This is a genomic window from Mesorhizobium sp. WSM4814, assembly GCF_055811595.1.
Map to the genome: position 1 here is coordinate 36,210 of NZ_JBVVQT010000013.1, position 16,256 is coordinate 52,465.

Genomic DNA, 16,256 nt, shown 5'->3' on the forward strand with positions numbered 1-16,256 from the left:
AGTGGCTCCCTCATGAGCTGTCCCTTCTTTGGTCGAGAAGGGGCTTTTGCAGGACAAATTAGGTACAAAATGTGGCACAGGCTTCGTCCGCTGTCACGAGCGGCATGCCGGCGGCCACAATCTCACCTCAACATGGATTGGACCGATACAGACCGCCAATCCTTTGGGCACCCGCCTGATTTTTCGCACATATAAACGATTTAAACAACTTTCAAATTATTTAAATCGATTAAATATTTGATATCATTTGGCTTTTCTGGTTCTGACCGTTACAGTCTCCATCGTTGGGGGCTCCGGAAGTTCGCCGGCCAGGATGCTGCAATCGAAGAAGGAACCCCTCATGTCGGAAGCCGGCAAACGCAATCCCGCATGGGCGATCGACCGGATCGGCCTGAAAACCACCGGCGCGGTGCGCTATAATTTCGGCGAGGCCGTCCTTTACGAGGAAGCGATCCGCCGCGGCGAGGCCCGGCTTACCGCGCATGGCGCGCTGGTCGCCGAGACCGGGCAGCACACCGGCCGCTCGCCCAAGGACAAATTCGTCGTCCGCGACGAGACCACCGGGCCGCATGTCTGGTGGGACAACAACAAGGCGATCTCGCCGGCCCAGTTCGACACGCTGCTCGCCGATTTTCGCGCCCACGCGGCGGACAAGGATCTTTATGTGCAGGACCTGGTCGGCGGCGCCGATGAGGACTTGAAGCTGACGACCCGGGTCGTCACCGAGCTTGCCTGGCACTCCTTGTTCATCCGAAATCTGCTCATTCGCCCGCAAGCCGCCGAGCTCGAGAATTTTGTGCCCGAGTTGACGATCATCGACCTGCCGTCGTTCCGTGCCGATCCCGTCCGCCACGGCACCCGAACCGGAACGGTGATCGCCGTCGATCTGACGCGCATGATCGTGCTGATCGGCGGCACCTCCTATGCCGGCGAAATGAAAAAATCGGTGTTCACCGTGCTCAACTATCTGTTGCCGGCGAAGGGCGTGATGCCGATGCATTGCTCGGCCAATGAAGGCGCCGGCGGAGACGCGGCCATCTTCTTCGGCCTCTCGGGAACCGGCAAGACGACGCTGTCGGCCGATCCGTCGCGCACGCTGGTCGGCGACGACGAGCACGGCTGGGGTCCGCATGGTATCTTCAACTTCGAAGGCGGCTGCTATGCCAAGACGATAAAGCTCTCGGCCGAAGCCGAGCCGGAGATCTTCGCCACCACCCAGCGCTTCGGCACGGTGCTGGAGAATGTGGTGCTCGACGCCGGCCGCGTGCCTGATTTCAACGACGGCAATCTCACTGAAAACACGCGCTGCGCCTATCCGCTCCACTTCATCCCCAACGCCAGCAAGACAGGCCGCGCCAGTCACCCGAAAAACATCATCATGCTCACCGCCGACGCATTCGGCGTGATGCCGCCGATCGCCCGGCTGACCCCGGCGCAGGCGATGTATCATTTCCTCTCCGGCTACACCGCCAAGGTGGCAGGGACCGAAAAGGGCGTCACTGAACCCGAAGCGACGTTTTCGACCTGTTTCGGCGCACCGTTCATGCCGCGCCATCCGTCGGAATACGGCAATCTGCTGCGCGAGCTGATCGCCCATCACGGTGTCGATTGCTGGCTGGTCAACACCGGCTGGACCGGCGGCGCCTACGGCACCGGCAAGCGGATGCCGATCAAGGCGACGCGGGCGCTGCTCGCCGCAGCGCTCGACGGCTCGCTGAAAGGAGCCGATTACCGGACCGACGCCAATTTTGGTTTCGAGGTGCCGGTGGCGGTCGCGGGCGTCGACCGTGCCATTCTCGACCCAAGATCGACATGGGCCGATACCTCAGCCTATGACCTGCAGGCGGCAAGGCTGGTCGGCATGTTCGCCGTCAATTTCGAAAAATTCGAACCGCATGTCGACGCCATCGTGCTCGGCGCCGCGCCGCGCATGCGCGAAGCCGCGGAATAGTCGCCATCCGGCTACCAGGGCCGGGATCGGGATCGGGCAAGGGCCCGACCCGGGGGGCCTTTTCTTTTTTCGTTCGCCGCGCCATGACTGCGGCATGAACGCCGACGACAAGATCATCATTGCCGACGATGCGGTGATCCATCCGGATGACCTGCACGAGGACTTCATCCGCTCGTCCGGCCCCGGCGGCCAGAACGTCAACAAGGTGGCGACGGCGGTGCAATTGCGCTTCGATGCGGCGAATGCGCCGGGCCTGTCGGAGCGCGTCCGCGAGCGAACCATAAGGCTGGCCGGCCAGCGCGCCACCAAGGACGGCGTTATCGTCATCGAGGCCGGACGCTTCCGCACGCAAGAGCAGAACCGGGCGGACGCCCGGGCGCGGCTTGCCGAACTGGTCGCCAAGGCCGCCGAACCGCCGCCGCCGCGCAAGAAGACGAGGCCGTCGAAAGGCGCGGTCGAAAGGCGGCTGAAGACCAAGGCTGGGCGCGGCACGATCAAGAAGCTGCGCGGTCGGGTGGACGACGATTGACGCGTCCACCCGGACGCACAAGGCGGGCTCTGGCAGCCACGCATGGTGCTTTTCCAAAAATCGATTCCGAGTTTGGGCCGATGCGGCAGGCGCGACGTCGATCGCGGTCGAGACCGCTTCCAATTCGAGGTTGCAGGTGGCAAGTTCGGTATTCGTCACAGCAAGGAGACCGCAGATGGGCATGTTTGATTTCGTCAAGGACGTCGGCAAGAAGCTCGGCTTCGGCGACGATGAGCCGGAGCCGACCGCCGATACGCTGAAGAAGGAACTCGATTCGCACGCGCTCGGCACCGACAATGTGGAAGTCGACGTCAAGGGCGATACGGCTGTGCTGAAAGGCGTAGTCAAGGACCAGTCGATCTTCGAAAAAGCCATCATCGCCGTCGGCAACACGCTTGGCGTGTCCAAGGTGCAGGCGGATGAATTGCAGGTCGCCGCACCCGAGGCCGGCACGCCCGCAGCCCCGGCCAAGCAACCGACCTTCTACACGGTCAAGAAAGGCGACAATCTCTGGAAGATCGCCGAAAAGAGCTATGGCAAGGGCAAGGGTGCGAAGAACACGGTCATTTTCGAGGCCAACAAGCCGATGCTGACCGACCCGGACAAGATCTATCCGGGGCAGGTCCTGCGCATCCCGGATCTCGACCAGGCCTGACCAGATCGAGCCAGATCGGCAACAGCAATCGACAATGGCGGCGGCTTTCGGGTCGCCGTTTTCGTGTGATGGTGGCATTCTGGTCGTTTGCAGACCAACGGATCAAACGACCATGCTCGTTCTGCCCAAAGGCGTCCGCCACATGCCCCTCTATCTGTCCCGTGCGGTGCAGGAAGCGCTGGTCGAGGATGTGAGGCAGGTCGTGCAGGAAGCGCCGCTGTTCGTGCCGGCGATGCCGCGCACCGGCAAGGAGATGAGCGTGCGCATGACCAATTGCGGTTCGCTTGGCTGGGTCACCGACAAGCAGCACGGCTATCGCTACCAGCCGACGCACCCGGTGACCGGGACGCCCTGGCCGCCGATCCCGGACGTGCTGCTGGAGCTGTGGCGCGAGGTGTCTGCCTATCCCCATCCGCCGGAGGCCTGCCTGGTCAATTTCTATTCGCCCGACGCGAAGATGGGCCTTCATCAGGACCGCGACGAGATCGATTTCTCCGCGCCGGTCGTCTCCGTTTCACTGGGCGACGATTGCCTGTTCAGGGTCGGCCAGAGCACGCGCGAAGGCGGCACCAAATCGTTCAGGCTGAAAAGCGGCGACGTCGTCGTGCTTGGCGGCGAAGGCCGCCTGTGTTTCCACGGCGTCGACCGTATCTATGCGTCGACCTCGGCACTGCTCAGGAACGGCGGGCGGATCAATCTGACGTTGCGGCGGGTGACCTATCCTGGCTAATGCTGTCGCGCAAAAGCGCGGACTTTCAAGTCGAGCCGTATCGCCGCTCATCACTTTTTTCAGGCATCGGATTTTCCCAAAACCGGCACCCGCTTCGTGTCACGGCCGAGGCCCGCGGCTGAGCGACCGGAAAAGATCCAGCGTTCGAGAACGACGAAGTTGACCACGGGAAGGAGAATATCGCGACCGGCAGGCCGAGCTGCCCGCCGTTAACCGCTTCATTACAGCTTCCTGAGCGCCACTTCCTCGACCAGATGATTGGCGCCCTTGCGCAGGATGAGATCGGCGCGGGCTCGCGTCGGCAGGATGTTCTCGCGCAGATTCTTCAGGTTGATGTTGGCCCACAGGCCTTCGGCGATGGCGCGGGCCGCTGCTTGCGAAAGTTGCGAATAGCGGTGGAAGAAGGAGTCCGGATCGCGGAAGGCGGTCTCGCGCAGCCGCATGAAGCGGGCGGTGTACCATTGATGGATCAGCTCCTCTTCGGCATCGATATAGATGGCGAAGTCGAAGAAATCCGACAGGAAAGGCACGATCTTGCCGTCCTTTGGCAGCTTGCCCGGCTGCAGGACGTTGATGCCTTCGAAGATCAATATGTCCGGCCGGTCGATGGTCTGGAACGCGCCGGGAACGACGTCGTAGGTCAGGTGCGAATAGACTGGCGCGCGGACATTGCGCTGCCCCGATTTGATGCCCGACAGGAAACGCAGCAGGGCGCCGACATCATAGCTGTCGGGAAAGCCCTTGCGCTCCATCAAATTGTTGCGGCGCAGGATTTCGTTGGGAAGCAGGAAGCCGTCGGTGGTGATCAGATCGACCTTGGGGCTCGACGGCCAGCGCGCCAGCAATTCCTTGAGGACGCGCGCCGTGGTCGATTTGCCGACCGCGACGGAGCCGGCAATGCCGATGATGAAGGGCGTCTTGACGACATCCACCGCGTTGAAGAAGGCCTGGCGCTGCCTGAACAGCAGTTGGCTGGCCTCGACATGGGCCGACAACAGCCGAGATAGCGAAAGATAGATGCGCTTGACCTCTTCGAGGTCGACCGGGTCGTTGAGCGAACGCAGGCGACGGATCTCGTCCTCGCCGAGCGTCATCGGCGTATCGGCGCGGAACTGCGACCATTCTTCCGCCGAGAAAAAACGGAAGGGCGAATATTTCTCGGTGGGGGCGAGCTGGTCCATCGAGTTTCCTGCCCTCCGCAGCGATCAGCCCCGGTCCTGCCGAGACGCCTTTTCGGCGATGCCCGAGCGACCGGTGCGGCGCTCGAGTTCGGTCAGGACATCGGCAAGCGGAACGCCGGCGACACCCAGAACGACGAGCCAATGATAGATGAGATCGGCGCTTTCCGAAACGAGGGCTTGCCTGTCACCGCCAACGGCCGCGATCACCGTTTCGACCGCCTCTTCGCCGAGCTTCTGCGCCGCCTTGTCGATGCCGCGCGCGAACAGCTTTGCCGTCCACGAATCCGGATCGCCGGAATGCGCGCGTTCCCTGATGATTGTCTCCAGATCGGAGAGCGAAAACTCAGCCATGGCGCCATCTATCTGCTTGTTGAAGCATGATCTTTTCCGAAACCGGTTCCCCCTTTTTGGCTGGCGCGGACCTTCGGTTCGGGATCATGCTTTAGAGCCGATCCCCTGACGAGTCCAGTCGCATCGGCAGGCCGGCGCGGGCCATGTGCGACTTGGCTTCAGCAATGCTGTACGTACCGAAATGGAAAATCGATGCCGCCAGCACCGCGCCGGCATGGCCGTCGCGAATGCCCTCGACCAAGTGATCGAGCGTGCCGACGCCGCCGGAGGCGATGACCGGCGCACGCACGGCGTCGGCGACCGCGCGGGTGAGCGCGATGTCGTAGCCGGCCTTGGTGCCGTCGCGGTCCATCGACGTCAGCAGGATCTCGCCGGCGCCGCGATCGACCATCTGCTGAGCGAATTCGACCGCGTCGATGCCGGTCTTCTCGCGGCCGCCATGGGTGAAAATCTCCCAGCGGTCGGCCTCGCCTTCGCCTGACACTATCTTGGCATCGATGGCGACGACGATGCACTGGTTGCCGAACTTGTCGGCCGCCTCGGCGATGAAATCGGGATTCCTCACTGCCGCCGTGTTGATCGACACTTTGTCGGCACCGGCCAAAAGCAGCTTTCTTATGTCGCCGACCTGGCGCACGCCGCCGCCGACGGTCAGCGGCATGAAGCATTGCTCGGCGGTGCGGGCGACGATGTCGAAGATGGTCTCGCGATTTTCGGACGAGGCGGTGATGTCGAGGAAGCAGAGCTCGTCGGCGCCGGCGGCATCATAGGCCTTGGCCGCTTCGACCGGATCGCCGGCATCGATCAGGTCGACGAAATTGACGCCTTTGACGACGCGGCCGTTCTTGACGTCGAGACAGGGGATGACGCGGGCTTTCAGCATCAGATCCTCGCATGCGCGGCAAGAAAATCGCCAAGCAATTGCCCAACGACAGGCGGAACCTCGCCTTTGGCGTCAAAGGCAGGATCATAGGCGGACAGGGTGATGCCGACGATTGGGATCGACTTGGCCAGCCCGCAAACCAGTTGCCGCAGCTGCTCCGGATTTGGACCTCCCGGCAGCGCATAGCGGTTCACTTGCAGCACATCCGGATCGTGAACATCCAGATCAAGATGCAAATGCACTTGGGCCGCGCCGGCCGCCTTGAGCTTTCCGACATTGTCGAGTGCATCGGTCCACTGGGCGCGAATGATCGGCAACGTCTCGAGAAGCCGCCTTTCATCTGGATCGAGGTCGCGCGCGTCGACCAGCATGCACCGCGACGGGTCGATCGCCTGGAAGCCGGGAATCGCTGACGTCATCGGCCGCCAGCAGAGCCCCAGCGTCGTCGCCAGCGCCATGCCGTCGAGAAAGCCGTAGGCGGACGTCTCGGGCGTGTTGAGATCGCCATGCTGATCGATCCAGATGATCGAATCAGCGGCGTCGCCAGCCACCGCACCGGCGGCGGTCAGGCAATTTCCGGCGAGCACGATGGGAAAACGCTCATCGTCGCGCGCCATGTCGACCTTGGTGGCGACTGCCCGACAAACCGCGAAACCTGTCGCGATTTCGCGTCTCTGGGCATCGCCGACCTCGCCGATGTCCTCGACGATGACATCATGGCCGCGCAGGGCAAGTTCGTCGACAAGGCCGCCGGCAATGATGGCGTCGGGGCCCTGGCCAAAGCCGGCATGGTAAAGGCCGCTGTCATAGGGTGCGAGGATGATCGAGAGTTTCATCGCGCCCTCGCCTTCTCCGGTCCGGCCGCCAGGATCGCCAATGCCTCGGCCGGGTCGATACGTCCGTCATAAAGTGCACGCCCTGAGATGGCGCCTTCGAGCTTTTGCGCATCGGGCATCGTCATGCGCACGATGTCGGCGATCGAGGCCAGCCCGCCGGAGGCGATGACCGGGATGGACACGGCGTCGGCAAGATCGATGGTGGCGTCCCAGTTGATGCCGGTCAGCACACCGTCGCGGTCGATGTCGGTGTAGACGATGGCGGCAACGCCGGCGCCCTCGAACTTCTTCGCCAGTTCGATGACGCCGAGACTAGAGGCCTCGGCCCAGCCCTCGACCGCCACCTTGCCGCCTTTGGCGTCGATGCCGACGGCGATCTTGCCCGGGAATGCCTTGCAGGCCTGCCTGACCAGATCCGGATCGCGCACCGCCACCGTGCCGAGAATGATGCGGGCCAGGCCGCGATCGAGCCAGTCCTCGACCTGCGCCAGGGTGCGGATGCCGCCGCCGAGCTGCACCGGGTTCTTCGTTGCCTTGAGAATGGCGCCGACCGCCGCGCCGTTGACGCTCTGGCCCTTGAAGGCGCCGTTGAGGTCGACGACATGCAGCCATTCAAAGCCTTGTTGCTCGAAAGCCCTGGCCTGCGCGGCCGGGTCGTCATTGTAAATCGTCGCGGTCGCCATATCGCCGTGCTTCAGGCGCACGCACTTGCCGTCCTTGAGGTCGATGGCCGGGAACAGGATCACCGTTCAGGCGCCTTCAACAATGACGAAGTGACCGGTCGAGGCGGCAAGCCTGTACTTCAATGCCTCCCGGTATTCAGGCGATTCGTAGCATTCTATCGCCTTGTCGTAGGACTCGAACTCGACCAGGACGTGGCGGTTGCCTGTCGGCCCTTCCGGGTTCGCATAACGCCCCGCCCGCACGGGAAACTTCGCGCCATATTTCGCAAAAGCCGCCGCGTTCGCCTCGATATACTGCTTGTAGCCCTCGGGATCGCGGACATCGACCATCGCCATCCAGTAGCCTTTCTTGCTCATTTCTTAGGGCCTCCAGCGCAGGAAATTGGTGATCAGCGCCAGGCCAAGCGCCTGGCTCTTTTCGGGATGAAACTGCGTGCCGGCGAGATTGTCGCTGATAACAGCAGCTGTAACCGGACCACCATAGTCGGCGATCGCCAGCACCTCGTCCGGCTTCTGCGCGTCGAGATGGTAGGAATGAACGAAATAGGCGTGCAGCCCCTTGCTGCCTGTCGGAATACCGGAAAACAGCGGATGCTTGCGCGTGAGCTCGATCGTGTTCCAGCCGATCTGCGGGATTTTTAGCGCAGGATCGGCCGGGGTGATCTCCTTGACGTCGCCGGCGATCCAGCCAAAGCCTTCTGTGACAGTCTTTTCCAGGCCCCGCTCCGACATCAGCTGCATGCCGACGCAGATGCCGAGGAACGGCCGCCGCTTGACGATCGCGACCTCCTCGACCGCTTCCCACATGCCGGCCACGGCGCGCAGCCCGGCCGCGCAATCGGCATAGGCGCCGACGCCGGGCAGGACGATGCGGTCGGCGGTTCTGACACGCTCGGCATCGGCGGTCAGGTCGATGGCGGCGGCGATGCCGGCCTCGTGCGCGGCGCGCTCGAAGGCCTTGGTGGCAGAGCGCAGGTTGCCCGAGCCATAATCGATGATCGCGACCCGCATGTCAGGGTCTTCCCGGCGTGTGCGTCAGTCCGAGCACCAAGCCTGTGTGTGCCGGCCGGGCATGGGCAGCGTCCGGAACGATGCGCGGCACTGGCGCTGACTCATCCGCACGCGCTTCGGCTTCCAGCACATAGCGCGTATCGGCATCGTCGAGCCTGTCGGCCTCGACGACGCCCCATTCGTGCCAGCCACGACGGCGCAGCGCGGCGATCCGCAACGCCTGCCCTTCCAGCCCGACATAGAGCGACACCAGCAGCGACAGCAGCGGGCCGGCCAGCCCAAGGCTCAGCCCTTCGGCAAGCATCGAAAGCAGAGCCATACCGACAAACGCCAGTGCTGCCTCGATCCACAACCGGTGCCAGAGCAGCCACAGCGGCGGCACGAGGAAGCCGAGCCAGGAAAATCCATCACGGACAAAGGCCGTTGTGTCAGGCTTTTCGCCGCGGCCCGGCGGTTCCATCACGACATAGACGGCCATGGCCTATCCCTTCAGAGATCCCTTGGTGGAAGGAACCGCGTCAGGCTGGCGCGGGTCGCTTTCAAGCGCGAAACGCAGCGCACGCGCCACCGCCTTGAAGCAGGTCTCGGCGATGTGGTGATTGTTGGCGCCGTAGTGGTTGGTGACATGCAGCGTGATGCCGGCATTTTGCGCCAGGGCCTGGAAGAATTCGCGCACCAGTTCGGTGTCGAACGTGCCGATCTTCGGCGACGAGAACACAACGTTCCAGACAAGGAAAGGCCGACCGGAAACGTCGATTGCCGCGCGCGTCAGCGTCTCGTCCATGGCGAGATCGATCGAGGCATAGCGCATGATGCCGCGCCGCTCGCCTAGTGCCTTGGCCAGCGCCTGACCGAGCGCGATGCCAGTGTCCTCGACCGTGTGGTGGTCGTCTATGTGGAGGTCGCCCTTGGCCTTGACCGTCATGTCGATCAGCGAATGGCGCGACAGCTGGTCCAGCATGTGGTCGAAGAAGCCGACGCCCGTCGAAATATCGGATTTTCCCGAGCCGTCGACCTGGACCGATACGGAGATGTCGGTTTCCCTGGTCTTGCGGCTTGCGTTGGCGGAACGGGGCGGCATGCTCATCCTTGTCCAGAGTTCCGGCGTTCAAGCGTCCACATGCTTGAAAGCGTCCACATGCTTGAAAACGAGAGCCTTCTAGCAGCATGATCCGGTGATTGCCAGTTGCCGTGCCAAGCAGTATCGAGCCTGGCCGATGACCGGTTGGCAATCGTCGGACCTATGCATACATAGGGTCGATCAAGTCACTCGTTATGCGCCAATCGCCTTGTCGGGACCGGTGCTGATCGGAGCAGAGATGTCGAACGAACTGACCATGCACGCCACGACGATCCTGACCGTGCGCAGGGGCGGCAAGGTGGTGATCGCCGGTGATGGCCAGGTCAGCCTTGGCCAGACGATCATGAAAGGCAACGCCAAGAAGGTGCGCCGAATCGGCAAAAGCGGCAATGTCATTGCCGGTTTCGCCGGCGCCACCGCTGACGCCTTCACGCTTCTGGAGCGGCTGGAGGCCAAGCTCGAACAATATCCGGAGCAATTGACGCGGGCCTGCGTCGAACTCGCCAAGGACTGGCGCACCGACCGCTATCTGCGCCGGCTGGAAGCGATGATGCTGGTTGCCGACAAGTCGGTCTCGCTGGCGCTGACCGGCACCGGCGACGTGCTCGAACCCGAACATGGCGTCATGGCGATCGGCTCGGGCGGCAATTATGCGCTGGCCGCGGCGCGCGCGCTGATGGACACCGACAAGGATGCCGAAGAAATCGCCCGCAAGGCGATGCAGATCGCATCCGACATTTGCGTCTACACCAACAACAATTTTGTCATCGAAATCCTCGATGCCGGCTGAGCCGGCCGCTGGCCATGATCCCGAAGAGTGGAAACCGGTTTTTGCTTCGCTGACCTTCGGTTCGCATGAGATCATGGCCAAACGAGAAAATAGATATGATTTTCGACCGGTGACCGAGGCGGACCTGCCGATGATCGCGGCCTGGCTGGCCGAGCCGCATGTCGCGGAGTGGTGGGACGATCCCGAGACGGAGATCGCCCAGATCCGCGAGCACATCGACAGCATTTCCGTCGAGCCGCTGATCATCGAGCTCGACGGCGAGCCGATCGGCTACATGCAGAGCTACGATCCGCATCTGGAGGACGGCCACCCCTACAGCGACCAGCCTTTCGGCACGCTCGGCATCGATCTGTCGATCGGCAGGCCCGAGCTTGTCGGACGCGGCCACGGCTCGGCAATTGTCCGGCAGTTCGTGGAACAGCTGTTCGAGGAAGGGGCACCGCGTGTCATCATCGACCCGGATCCATCCAACGGACGAGCGATCCGTGCCTATCAAAAGGCCGGGTTCAGAGCTATCGATCGCAGGCAATCGGAATATGGCGACGCCGTGCTGATGGCAATTGACACCGAAGAGGGCGACGCCCAAGCGGGCAATATCGAATAGGGTGACGCCGAATAAGGCGCCGAAGAGGGGCAGTAACAGCATGAGTACAAGCGGCGCCGACAAGACCGTCTCGGCCTATGAAGACAGCTGGCGGATGGGACTTCTGCTCGTCCTCGGCCTGATTATATTCCAGGCTGGAGCCCTTTACGGCATGGGCCGAACGCCGATCTGCGAATGCGGCTATGTCAAGCTGTGGCACGGCATCGTGCAGAGCTCGGAGAATTCCCAGCATATTTCCGACTGGTACACATTCTCGCACCTCATCCACGGCTTCCTGTTCTACGCGCTGGCGTGGGCTCTGTTCCCGCGCTCGCCGATCGGGCTCAGGCTGGCTTTTGCCGTCGTCATCGAGGGCGGCTGGGAGCTTCTCGAGAACAGCCCGTTGATCATCGAGCGCTACCGGGCCGGCACGATCTCGCTCGACTATTACGGCGACAGCATCATCAATTCGGTGGCGGACACGCTGGCGATGGTGCTGGGATTTGTGATGGCGCGCAGGCTTCCTATATGGGTGATCGTGACGCTCGCTCTCATCTTCGAATTCGGTGTCGGCTACATCATCAGGGACAATCTGACACTCAACGTGATCATGCTGCTGCATCCGTTCGAGTCCATCCGGCAGTGGCAAAGTGGAATTTAGCGATATGACCACATTCTCGCCCCGCGAAATCGTTTCGGAACTCGATCGCTTCATCATCGGCCAGAAGGACGCCAAGCGCGCCGTGGCCATCGCCTTGCGCAACCGCTGGCGCCGCCAGCAGCTCGAAGGCCAGATGCGTGAAGAGGTGATGCCGAAGAACATCCTGATGATCGGCCCAACCGGCGTCGGCAAGACCGAGATCTCGCGCCGCCTGGCGCGCCTTGCCGGTGCGCCGTTCGTCAAGGTCGAGGCGACCAAGTTCACCGAGGTCGGCTATGTCGGCCGCGACGTCGAGCAGATCATCCGCGACCTGGTCGAGATCGCCATCGGCCTGGTGCGCGAGAAGATGCGCGAGGACGTCAAGGCGCGGGCCCATATCAATGCCGAGGAACGCGTGCTGGAGGCGCTCGTCGGCAAGACGGCGAGCCCGGCGACGCGCGACAGTTTCCGCAAAAAGCTGCGCGACGGCGAGCTCGACGACAAGGAGATCGAGATCGAAGTGAGCGATACCGGCACCGGCGGCATGCCCGGCTTCGAGATCCCCGGCATGCCGGGCGCCAATATCGGCGTGTTGAACATCAACGACATGCTGTCGAAAGCGATGGGCGGCCAGAAGACCAAGACCCGCAAGACGACGGTGAAGGAATCCTACGCGGTGCTGGTCGGCGACGAGTCCGACAAGCTGCTCGACCAGGACGAGGTGGTGCGCAGGGCGCTCGAATCGACCGAAAACGACGGCATCGTCTTCCTCGATGAGATCGACAAGATCGCCTCACGCGAAGGCGGCATGGGCGCCGGTGTTTCCCGCGAAGGCGTGCAGCGCGACCTGCTGCCGCTTGTCGAAGGCACCACGGTCGCGACCAAATACGGACCGGTGAAGACGGATCACATCCTGTTCATCGCATCGGGCGCGTTCCACGTTGCCAAGCCATCCGATCTGCTGCCCGAACTGCAGGGCCGTCTGCCGATCCGCGTCGAGCTGCGTGCGCTGGAGAAGGACGATTTCGTCCGCATCCTGACCGAGACCGAGGCCAGCCTGATCAAGCAGTACATCGCGCTGATGAAGACCGAGGGCGTCGATCTCGTCTTCACCGACGACGCCATCGATTCACTGGCCGGCATCGCCGTCGATCTCAACGCCAGCGTCGAGAACATCGGCGCCAGGCGACTGCAGACGGTGATGGAGCGGGTGCTGGACGAGATCTCATATGACGCGCCGGACCGCCACGGCACGTCGGTGACAGTCGACGCCGCCTATGTGGAGAAGCATGTCGGCGATCTGTCGAGAAACACGGATCTGTCGCGATTCATCCTGTAGCAGGCAATCCATCCGCAAGAGTCGGACCGGCGGAGCCGGCACGTGTGGCCAAATGGAAGCATCTGGCCAGCTTTTGTCTTGCCGGGCGACGGGGCTCTCGACTCCCGTTGCAGCTTTACCTAGTTTGCCGGCAACACCAGCGCCGCGCAGCTTTTTGGATGCGCAAAGGACGCTGTACAGTTGGTTCTGCGCATGACCCCCGAGAATCGGTTCCGAGGGTCATGCGTTGTTGCAGGCGGCGGCGCATGAAAAAAACGATCCTCGTCACTCTCGGGCTGACGCTGGCGACAGCCATGTTCGCCGCCGAAGCGGCGACGATGGTGCCGCCGGGCAACAGTCATGTCGAGCAGCCCAACATACCGGGCGCCTCAAGCCGGCGCACCCAGGCCACCAACACCACCTTCCAGTCGAAATACCGCAAGGTCTATGCGCTGCTGCAGCACGACGCCGGTCTTCGCGGCAAGATCGAGCAGGCAGCAGCGACCTATGGCATCGATCCTATGCATATCGTCGGCGCCATCGTCGGCGAGCACACCTACAATGTCGACGCCTACGACCGGCTGCAGACCTACTACGTCAAGGCGATCTCCTATCTGTCGAGCAAGCTGTCCTTCGCCTATGAAGGCGAGGACATCACCGATTTCGTGCAACGGCCGCAATTCCAGGACTGCGTCGGCAAATCGGATAGTTACGAGCTCTGGGAATGCCGCGAGCAGGTGTGGAACCTTTCCTTTCGCGGCAAGACTGTCGGGGGGACAAGCTTCCCCGACGACCGCTTCGGCGCGACTTTCTTCCAGCCCTATTATGCCGGCCAGACCTTTGGCCTGGGCCAGCTCAATCCGCTGACCGCCTTGCAGATGAGCGATCTCGTGCACCAGGTGTCCGGCCTGCCGAAGCTCGACGTCGGCGATCCGAACGCGGTCTACAAGACCATCATGGATCCGGACCTGACCTTGGACTATGTCGCGGCGACGATCCGGAAATCGATCGATGCCTATCAGAGCATTGCCGGCTTCGACATATCGGGCAATCCCGGCATCACATCGACCCTCTACAATGTCGGCAATCCGGAACAGCGTGCGCATGCGCTGAAGGCCGAAAACGACAGGCGCCGCGCCGCGGGCGAACCGGAGAAGCTGCCCGAGGAAAATTACTATGGCTGGCTGGTCAACGACAAACTGCCGGAGCTCAACGCGCTGTTTTAGTGGGTGTTGATATCTGGACTTTGAGCTCGAAGTCGCCTCTTCGCCGTTTGCGCTGCCCCTCATCGCCCTGCCGGGCACTTCTCCCCGTATAGCGACGGGGAGAAGGACGCCTTCGCAAAGGATTTCCCCAATCGCCCAGGGTTGCAAAAAGAACGCCAGGGTTGCGGCCAGCTTCTTTCTCCCCGTTTACGGGGAGAAATGCCCGGCAGGGCAATGAGGGGCGGCGCCGGCTTTCGACAATCGGCACGCACCAGGCTCACGCCGCCAGCAGCGACTTCAGCTTGATCATTTGCGAACCGAGCGCCTCAGGCGCCGGCTTCGCCCTTTTTGCGATCAGCATCTCGGCCAGCCTGATGTCGCGGGCGACAGAATTGCCCGGACCGATGCCGCTCGCTGCGACCAGCCTGCCGTCTTGCGCCAGGTGAAACAGGATGAAGGCGCCGTCGTCGAGGTCGCGGCGCACGACCTTGCTGCCCTCGTCCGACAGCCCAGATATCTGCAAGGTCAGGCCGTACTGATCCGACCAGAACCATGGCACAGCCGAGTGGGCCTCACCGGCGCCAAGCATGTTGCTGGCCGCCAGCGCGCCCTGCTCCTGCGCGTTGCGCCAGGCCTCCAGCCGCACGCGCCGGCCGCCATAGACGGCAAGCGGAAACGAGCAGCAATCGCCGGCGGCAAAGATATCCGGATCGCTGGTGCGAAGCTCGGCATTGACGGCTATGCCGTTGTCGATCGTTAGGCCCGCTTCTGCGGCAAGTCCGGTCACCGGCACAGCGCCGATGCCGATCACCGCCAGGTCGGCGACGATGTCCTGCCCGCCGGCAAGCGCGATGCTCACCTCGGCGCCGTCATCGGCAATCGCGGCGATTGCGTCGCCGCACAGGATTTTGACGCCTTCAGCTTCATGCGCCTCGTGGACGATCTTGGCGATCTCGGCCGGCACGCCGCGCATCAGGATGCGCGGCTGCGCCTCGATGACGGTGACAACTGCGCCCAGTCTGCGTGCTGCGGCGGCGAGCTCAAGACCGATGAAGCCGCCGCCAATGATGGCGATGCGGTTTCCGGCGCGGAGATGGGCTCGAATTGCCAGCGCGTCGTTGAAGGTCCGGAGATAGGCACAACGCGGCCCGAGGCCCGGCATTGGCAGTCTGCGCGGCAGGGAACCGGTCGCCAGCAGCAGCTTGTCGTATAGCAGCGCCGAGCCGTCCGACAGGCGCACACCATGCGCAGCGCGGTCGATCGCCACCGCCTGAACCGAATGGATGTGCCTTATCGATCTCTCGGCCAGGATTTTGTCGCTGGCGATCGCCTTGATCACCGGCGCATCGCCGGCCATCGCGTCCTTCGACAGCGGCGGCCGCTCATAGGGCAGATGCGGCTCGTCGCCGACCAGCGTCACCGGGCCATCATACCCGAGATCGCGCAGCGCCAGGGCAGCCCGCCCGCCGCATTCGCCGGCGCCGATGATGAGCATTCCTTTCGCCATCACCGTCACCCGATCTGAATGAGGATTTTGCCGGCGTCGAGTTTGACCGGATAGGTCCTGAGATTGACGCAGACCGGCGCGCCCCTGGCTGCACCAGTCTTGTAGTTGAAGCGGCCATTGTGCTTCGGGCATTCGATGATGTCGTCCATCACCAGCCCGTCGGCCAGATGCACCTTCTCATGCGTGCAAAGGCCGTCCGTCGCGAAATATTCGTCGTCGGGACTGCGATAAATGGCGAAGGTGCGGCCGTCATGGTCGAACCGCATCACGTCCTCTTCGTCGATGTCATCGGCACCACAGGCCTCGACCCAGTCGCTCATTG

At 62.8% G+C, this 16,256-nt stretch carries 20 protein-coding genes; 9 read left to right on the forward strand and 11 right to left on the reverse strand.

Annotated elements, in window-relative coordinates; all coding sequences use genetic code 11:
- Window positions 1-340 precede the first annotated feature (340 nt).
- From AC0L2V_RS19570 to AC0L2V_RS19585, 4 genes are all read left to right on the forward strand, one after another.
- The gene (locus AC0L2V_RS19570) at window positions 341-1,951 is read left to right on the forward strand and encodes a phosphoenolpyruvate carboxykinase (RefSeq protein ID WP_473520947.1); all 1,611 of its coding nucleotides are present in this window, start codon (window positions 341-343) and stop codon (window positions 1,949-1,951) included.
- A 94-nt stretch (window positions 1,952-2,045) separates the two neighbouring features.
- Window positions 2,046-2,480: an alternative ribosome rescue aminoacyl-tRNA hydrolase ArfB gene (gene arfB / locus AC0L2V_RS19575; protein WP_473520948.1), complete on the forward strand. Its 435-nt coding sequence runs from the start codon at window positions 2,046-2,048 to the stop codon at window positions 2,478-2,480.
- A gap of 175 nt (window positions 2,481-2,655) precedes the next feature.
- Window positions 2,656-3,135, forward strand: a complete 480-nt coding sequence (gene lysM / locus AC0L2V_RS19580; RefSeq protein WP_287253950.1) for a peptidoglycan-binding protein LysM — start codon at window positions 2,656-2,658, stop codon at window positions 3,133-3,135.
- A 112-nt stretch (window positions 3,136-3,247) separates the two neighbouring features.
- Window positions 3,248-3,865 carry an alpha-ketoglutarate-dependent dioxygenase AlkB gene (locus AC0L2V_RS19585; protein WP_128182567.1) on the forward strand — a complete coding sequence of 206 codons (618 nt, stop codon included), beginning with the start codon at window positions 3,248-3,250 and terminating at the stop codon, window positions 3,863-3,865.
- 221 nt (window positions 3,866-4,086) lie between these two features.
- On the opposite strand, the gene coaA is transcribed toward AC0L2V_RS19585, so the two are convergent.
- The 9 genes from coaA to hisB form a co-directional block, all read right to left on the reverse strand.
- Window positions 4,087-5,046 carry a type I pantothenate kinase gene (coaA, locus tag AC0L2V_RS19590; RefSeq protein WP_473520949.1) on the reverse strand — a complete coding sequence of 320 codons (960 nt, stop codon included), beginning with the start codon at window positions 5,044-5,046 and terminating at the stop codon, window positions 4,087-4,089.
- A gap of 24 nt (window positions 5,047-5,070) precedes the next feature.
- Entirely contained in the window at window positions 5,071-5,397 is a 327-nt protein-coding gene (locus AC0L2V_RS19595; protein WP_023796915.1) for a phosphoribosyl-ATP diphosphatase, read from the reverse strand.
- Between the two features lie 91 nt (window positions 5,398-5,488).
- Window positions 5,489-6,283 (reverse strand): imidazole glycerol phosphate synthase subunit HisF, encoded by a 795-nt coding sequence (gene hisF, locus AC0L2V_RS19600; protein ID WP_473508068.1) that lies wholly within the window; start codon window positions 6,281-6,283, stop codon window positions 5,489-5,491.
- The gene (locus tag AC0L2V_RS19605; protein ID WP_473492736.1) at window positions 6,280-7,116 is read right to left on the reverse strand and encodes an arginase family protein; all 837 of its coding nucleotides are present in this window, start codon (window positions 7,114-7,116) and stop codon (window positions 6,280-6,282) included. Before AC0L2V_RS19605 ends, hisF begins: the two co-directional genes overlap by 4 nt.
- Window positions 7,113-7,862 carry a 1-(5-phosphoribosyl)-5-[(5-phosphoribosylamino)methylideneamino]imidazole-4-carboxamide isomerase gene (hisA, locus tag AC0L2V_RS19610; protein WP_473507870.1) on the reverse strand — a complete coding sequence of 250 codons (750 nt, stop codon included), beginning with the start codon at window positions 7,860-7,862 and terminating at the stop codon, window positions 7,113-7,115. The genes AC0L2V_RS19605 and hisA overlap by 4 nt, the downstream gene beginning before the upstream one ends.
- A gap of 3 nt (window positions 7,863-7,865) precedes the next feature.
- A complete protein-coding gene (locus tag AC0L2V_RS19615) occupies window positions 7,866-8,156 on the reverse strand; it encodes a DUF1330 domain-containing protein (protein ID WP_023796919.1) in 291 nt (96 codons plus the stop codon).
- A gap of 3 nt (window positions 8,157-8,159) precedes the next feature.
- Window positions 8,160-8,810 carry an imidazole glycerol phosphate synthase subunit HisH gene (hisH, locus tag AC0L2V_RS19620; protein WP_473520950.1) on the reverse strand — a complete coding sequence of 217 codons (651 nt, stop codon included), beginning with the start codon at window positions 8,808-8,810 and terminating at the stop codon, window positions 8,160-8,162.
- Between the two features lies 1 nt (window position 8,811).
- Window positions 8,812-9,288: a DUF2628 domain-containing protein gene (locus AC0L2V_RS19625; protein ID WP_473507871.1), complete on the reverse strand. Its 477-nt coding sequence runs from the start codon at window positions 9,286-9,288 to the stop codon at window positions 8,812-8,814.
- Window positions 9,289-9,291: 3 nt separating this feature from the next.
- Window positions 9,292-9,891: an imidazoleglycerol-phosphate dehydratase HisB gene (gene hisB / locus AC0L2V_RS19630; RefSeq protein ID WP_091592962.1), complete on the reverse strand. Its 600-nt coding sequence runs from the start codon at window positions 9,889-9,891 to the stop codon at window positions 9,292-9,294.
- Between the two features lie 238 nt (window positions 9,892-10,129).
- Here hisB and hslV point away from each other — a divergent pair, with 238 nt between their 5' ends.
- The 5 genes from hslV (at window position 10,130) to AC0L2V_RS19655 (ending at window position 14,448) form a co-directional block, all read left to right on the forward strand.
- Entirely contained in the window at window positions 10,130-10,681 is a 552-nt protein-coding gene (gene hslV, locus AC0L2V_RS19635; protein WP_023796923.1) for an ATP-dependent protease subunit HslV, read from the forward strand.
- A 73-nt stretch (window positions 10,682-10,754) separates the two neighbouring features.
- Window positions 10,755-11,285, forward strand: a complete 531-nt coding sequence (locus tag AC0L2V_RS19640; protein WP_473508069.1) for a GNAT family N-acetyltransferase — start codon at window positions 10,755-10,757, stop codon at window positions 11,283-11,285.
- Between the two features lie 40 nt (window positions 11,286-11,325).
- A complete protein-coding gene (locus tag AC0L2V_RS19645) occupies window positions 11,326-11,925 on the forward strand; it encodes a DUF2585 domain-containing protein (RefSeq protein ID WP_023796925.1) in 600 nt (199 codons plus the stop codon).
- Window positions 11,926-11,929: 4 nt separating this feature from the next.
- On the forward strand, window positions 11,930-13,243 hold the full coding sequence (gene hslU / locus AC0L2V_RS19650) for an ATP-dependent protease ATPase subunit HslU (protein ID WP_023796926.1): 1,314 nt from the start codon (window positions 11,930-11,932) through the stop codon (window positions 13,241-13,243).
- A gap of 245 nt (window positions 13,244-13,488) precedes the next feature.
- Entirely contained in the window at window positions 13,489-14,448 is a 960-nt protein-coding gene (locus AC0L2V_RS19655; RefSeq protein ID WP_473507872.1) for a DUF1402 family protein, read from the forward strand.
- Window positions 14,449-14,704: 256 nt separating this feature from the next.
- Here AC0L2V_RS19655 and AC0L2V_RS19660 read toward each other — a convergent pair whose 3' ends face one another.
- Window positions 14,705-15,934 carry an NAD(P)/FAD-dependent oxidoreductase gene (locus AC0L2V_RS19660; protein ID WP_473507873.1) on the reverse strand — a complete coding sequence of 410 codons (1,230 nt, stop codon included), beginning with the start codon at window positions 15,932-15,934 and terminating at the stop codon, window positions 14,705-14,707.
- A gap of 5 nt (window positions 15,935-15,939) precedes the next feature.
- Window positions 15,940-16,254: a MocE family 2Fe-2S type ferredoxin gene (locus AC0L2V_RS19665; protein ID WP_023796929.1), complete on the reverse strand. Its 315-nt coding sequence runs from the start codon at window positions 16,252-16,254 to the stop codon at window positions 15,940-15,942.
- Window positions 16,255-16,256: the final 2 nt, after the last annotated feature.

Excerpts from the sequence above, each read along its gene's own strand:
- AC0L2V_RS19570 (WP_473520947.1), top strand. The coding sequence starts at position 341 with ATGTCGGAAGCCGGCAAACGCAATCCCGCATGGGCGATCGACCGGATC.
- arfB (WP_473520948.1), top strand. The coding sequence starts at position 2,046 with ATGAACGCCGACGACAAGATCATCATTGCCGACGATGCGGTGATCCAT.
- lysM (WP_287253950.1), top strand. The coding sequence starts at position 2,656 with ATGGGCATGTTTGATTTCGTCAAGGACGTCGGCAAGAAGCTCGGCTTC.
- AC0L2V_RS19585 (WP_128182567.1), top strand. The coding sequence starts at position 3,248 with ATGCTCGTTCTGCCCAAAGGCGTCCGCCACATGCCCCTCTATCTGTCC.
- coaA (WP_473520949.1), bottom strand. The coding sequence starts at position 5,046 with ATGGACCAGCTCGCCCCCACCGAGAAATATTCGCCCTTCCGTTTTTTC.
- AC0L2V_RS19595 (WP_023796915.1), bottom strand. The coding sequence starts at position 5,397 with ATGGCTGAGTTTTCGCTCTCCGATCTGGAGACAATCATCAGGGAACGC.
- AC0L2V_RS19605 (WP_473492736.1), bottom strand. The coding sequence starts at position 7,116 with ATGAAACTCTCGATCATCCTCGCACCCTATGACAGCGGCCTTTACCAT.
- AC0L2V_RS19615 (WP_023796919.1), bottom strand. The coding sequence starts at position 8,156 with ATGAGCAAGAAAGGCTACTGGATGGCGATGGTCGATGTCCGCGATCCC.
- hisH (WP_473520950.1), bottom strand. The coding sequence starts at position 8,810 with ATGCGGGTCGCGATCATCGATTATGGCTCGGGCAACCTGCGCTCTGCC.
- AC0L2V_RS19625 (WP_473507871.1), bottom strand. The coding sequence starts at position 9,288 with ATGGCCGTCTATGTCGTGATGGAACCGCCGGGCCGCGGCGAAAAGCCT.
- hisB (WP_091592962.1), bottom strand. The coding sequence starts at position 9,891 with ATGCCGCCCCGTTCCGCCAACGCAAGCCGCAAGACCAGGGAAACCGAC.
- hslV (WP_023796923.1), top strand. The coding sequence starts at position 10,130 with ATGTCGAACGAACTGACCATGCACGCCACGACGATCCTGACCGTGCGC.
- AC0L2V_RS19640 (WP_473508069.1), top strand. The coding sequence starts at position 10,755 with ATGGCCAAACGAGAAAATAGATATGATTTTCGACCGGTGACCGAGGCG.
- AC0L2V_RS19645 (WP_023796925.1), top strand. The coding sequence starts at position 11,326 with ATGAGTACAAGCGGCGCCGACAAGACCGTCTCGGCCTATGAAGACAGC.
- hslU (WP_023796926.1), top strand. The coding sequence starts at position 11,930 with ATGACCACATTCTCGCCCCGCGAAATCGTTTCGGAACTCGATCGCTTC.
- AC0L2V_RS19655 (WP_473507872.1), top strand. The coding sequence starts at position 13,489 with ATGAAAAAAACGATCCTCGTCACTCTCGGGCTGACGCTGGCGACAGCC.
- AC0L2V_RS19660 (WP_473507873.1), bottom strand. The coding sequence starts at position 15,934 with ATGGCGAAAGGAATGCTCATCATCGGCGCCGGCGAATGCGGCGGGCGG.
- AC0L2V_RS19665 (WP_023796929.1), bottom strand. The coding sequence starts at position 16,254 with ATGAGCGACTGGGTCGAGGCCTGTGGTGCCGATGACATCGACGAAGAG.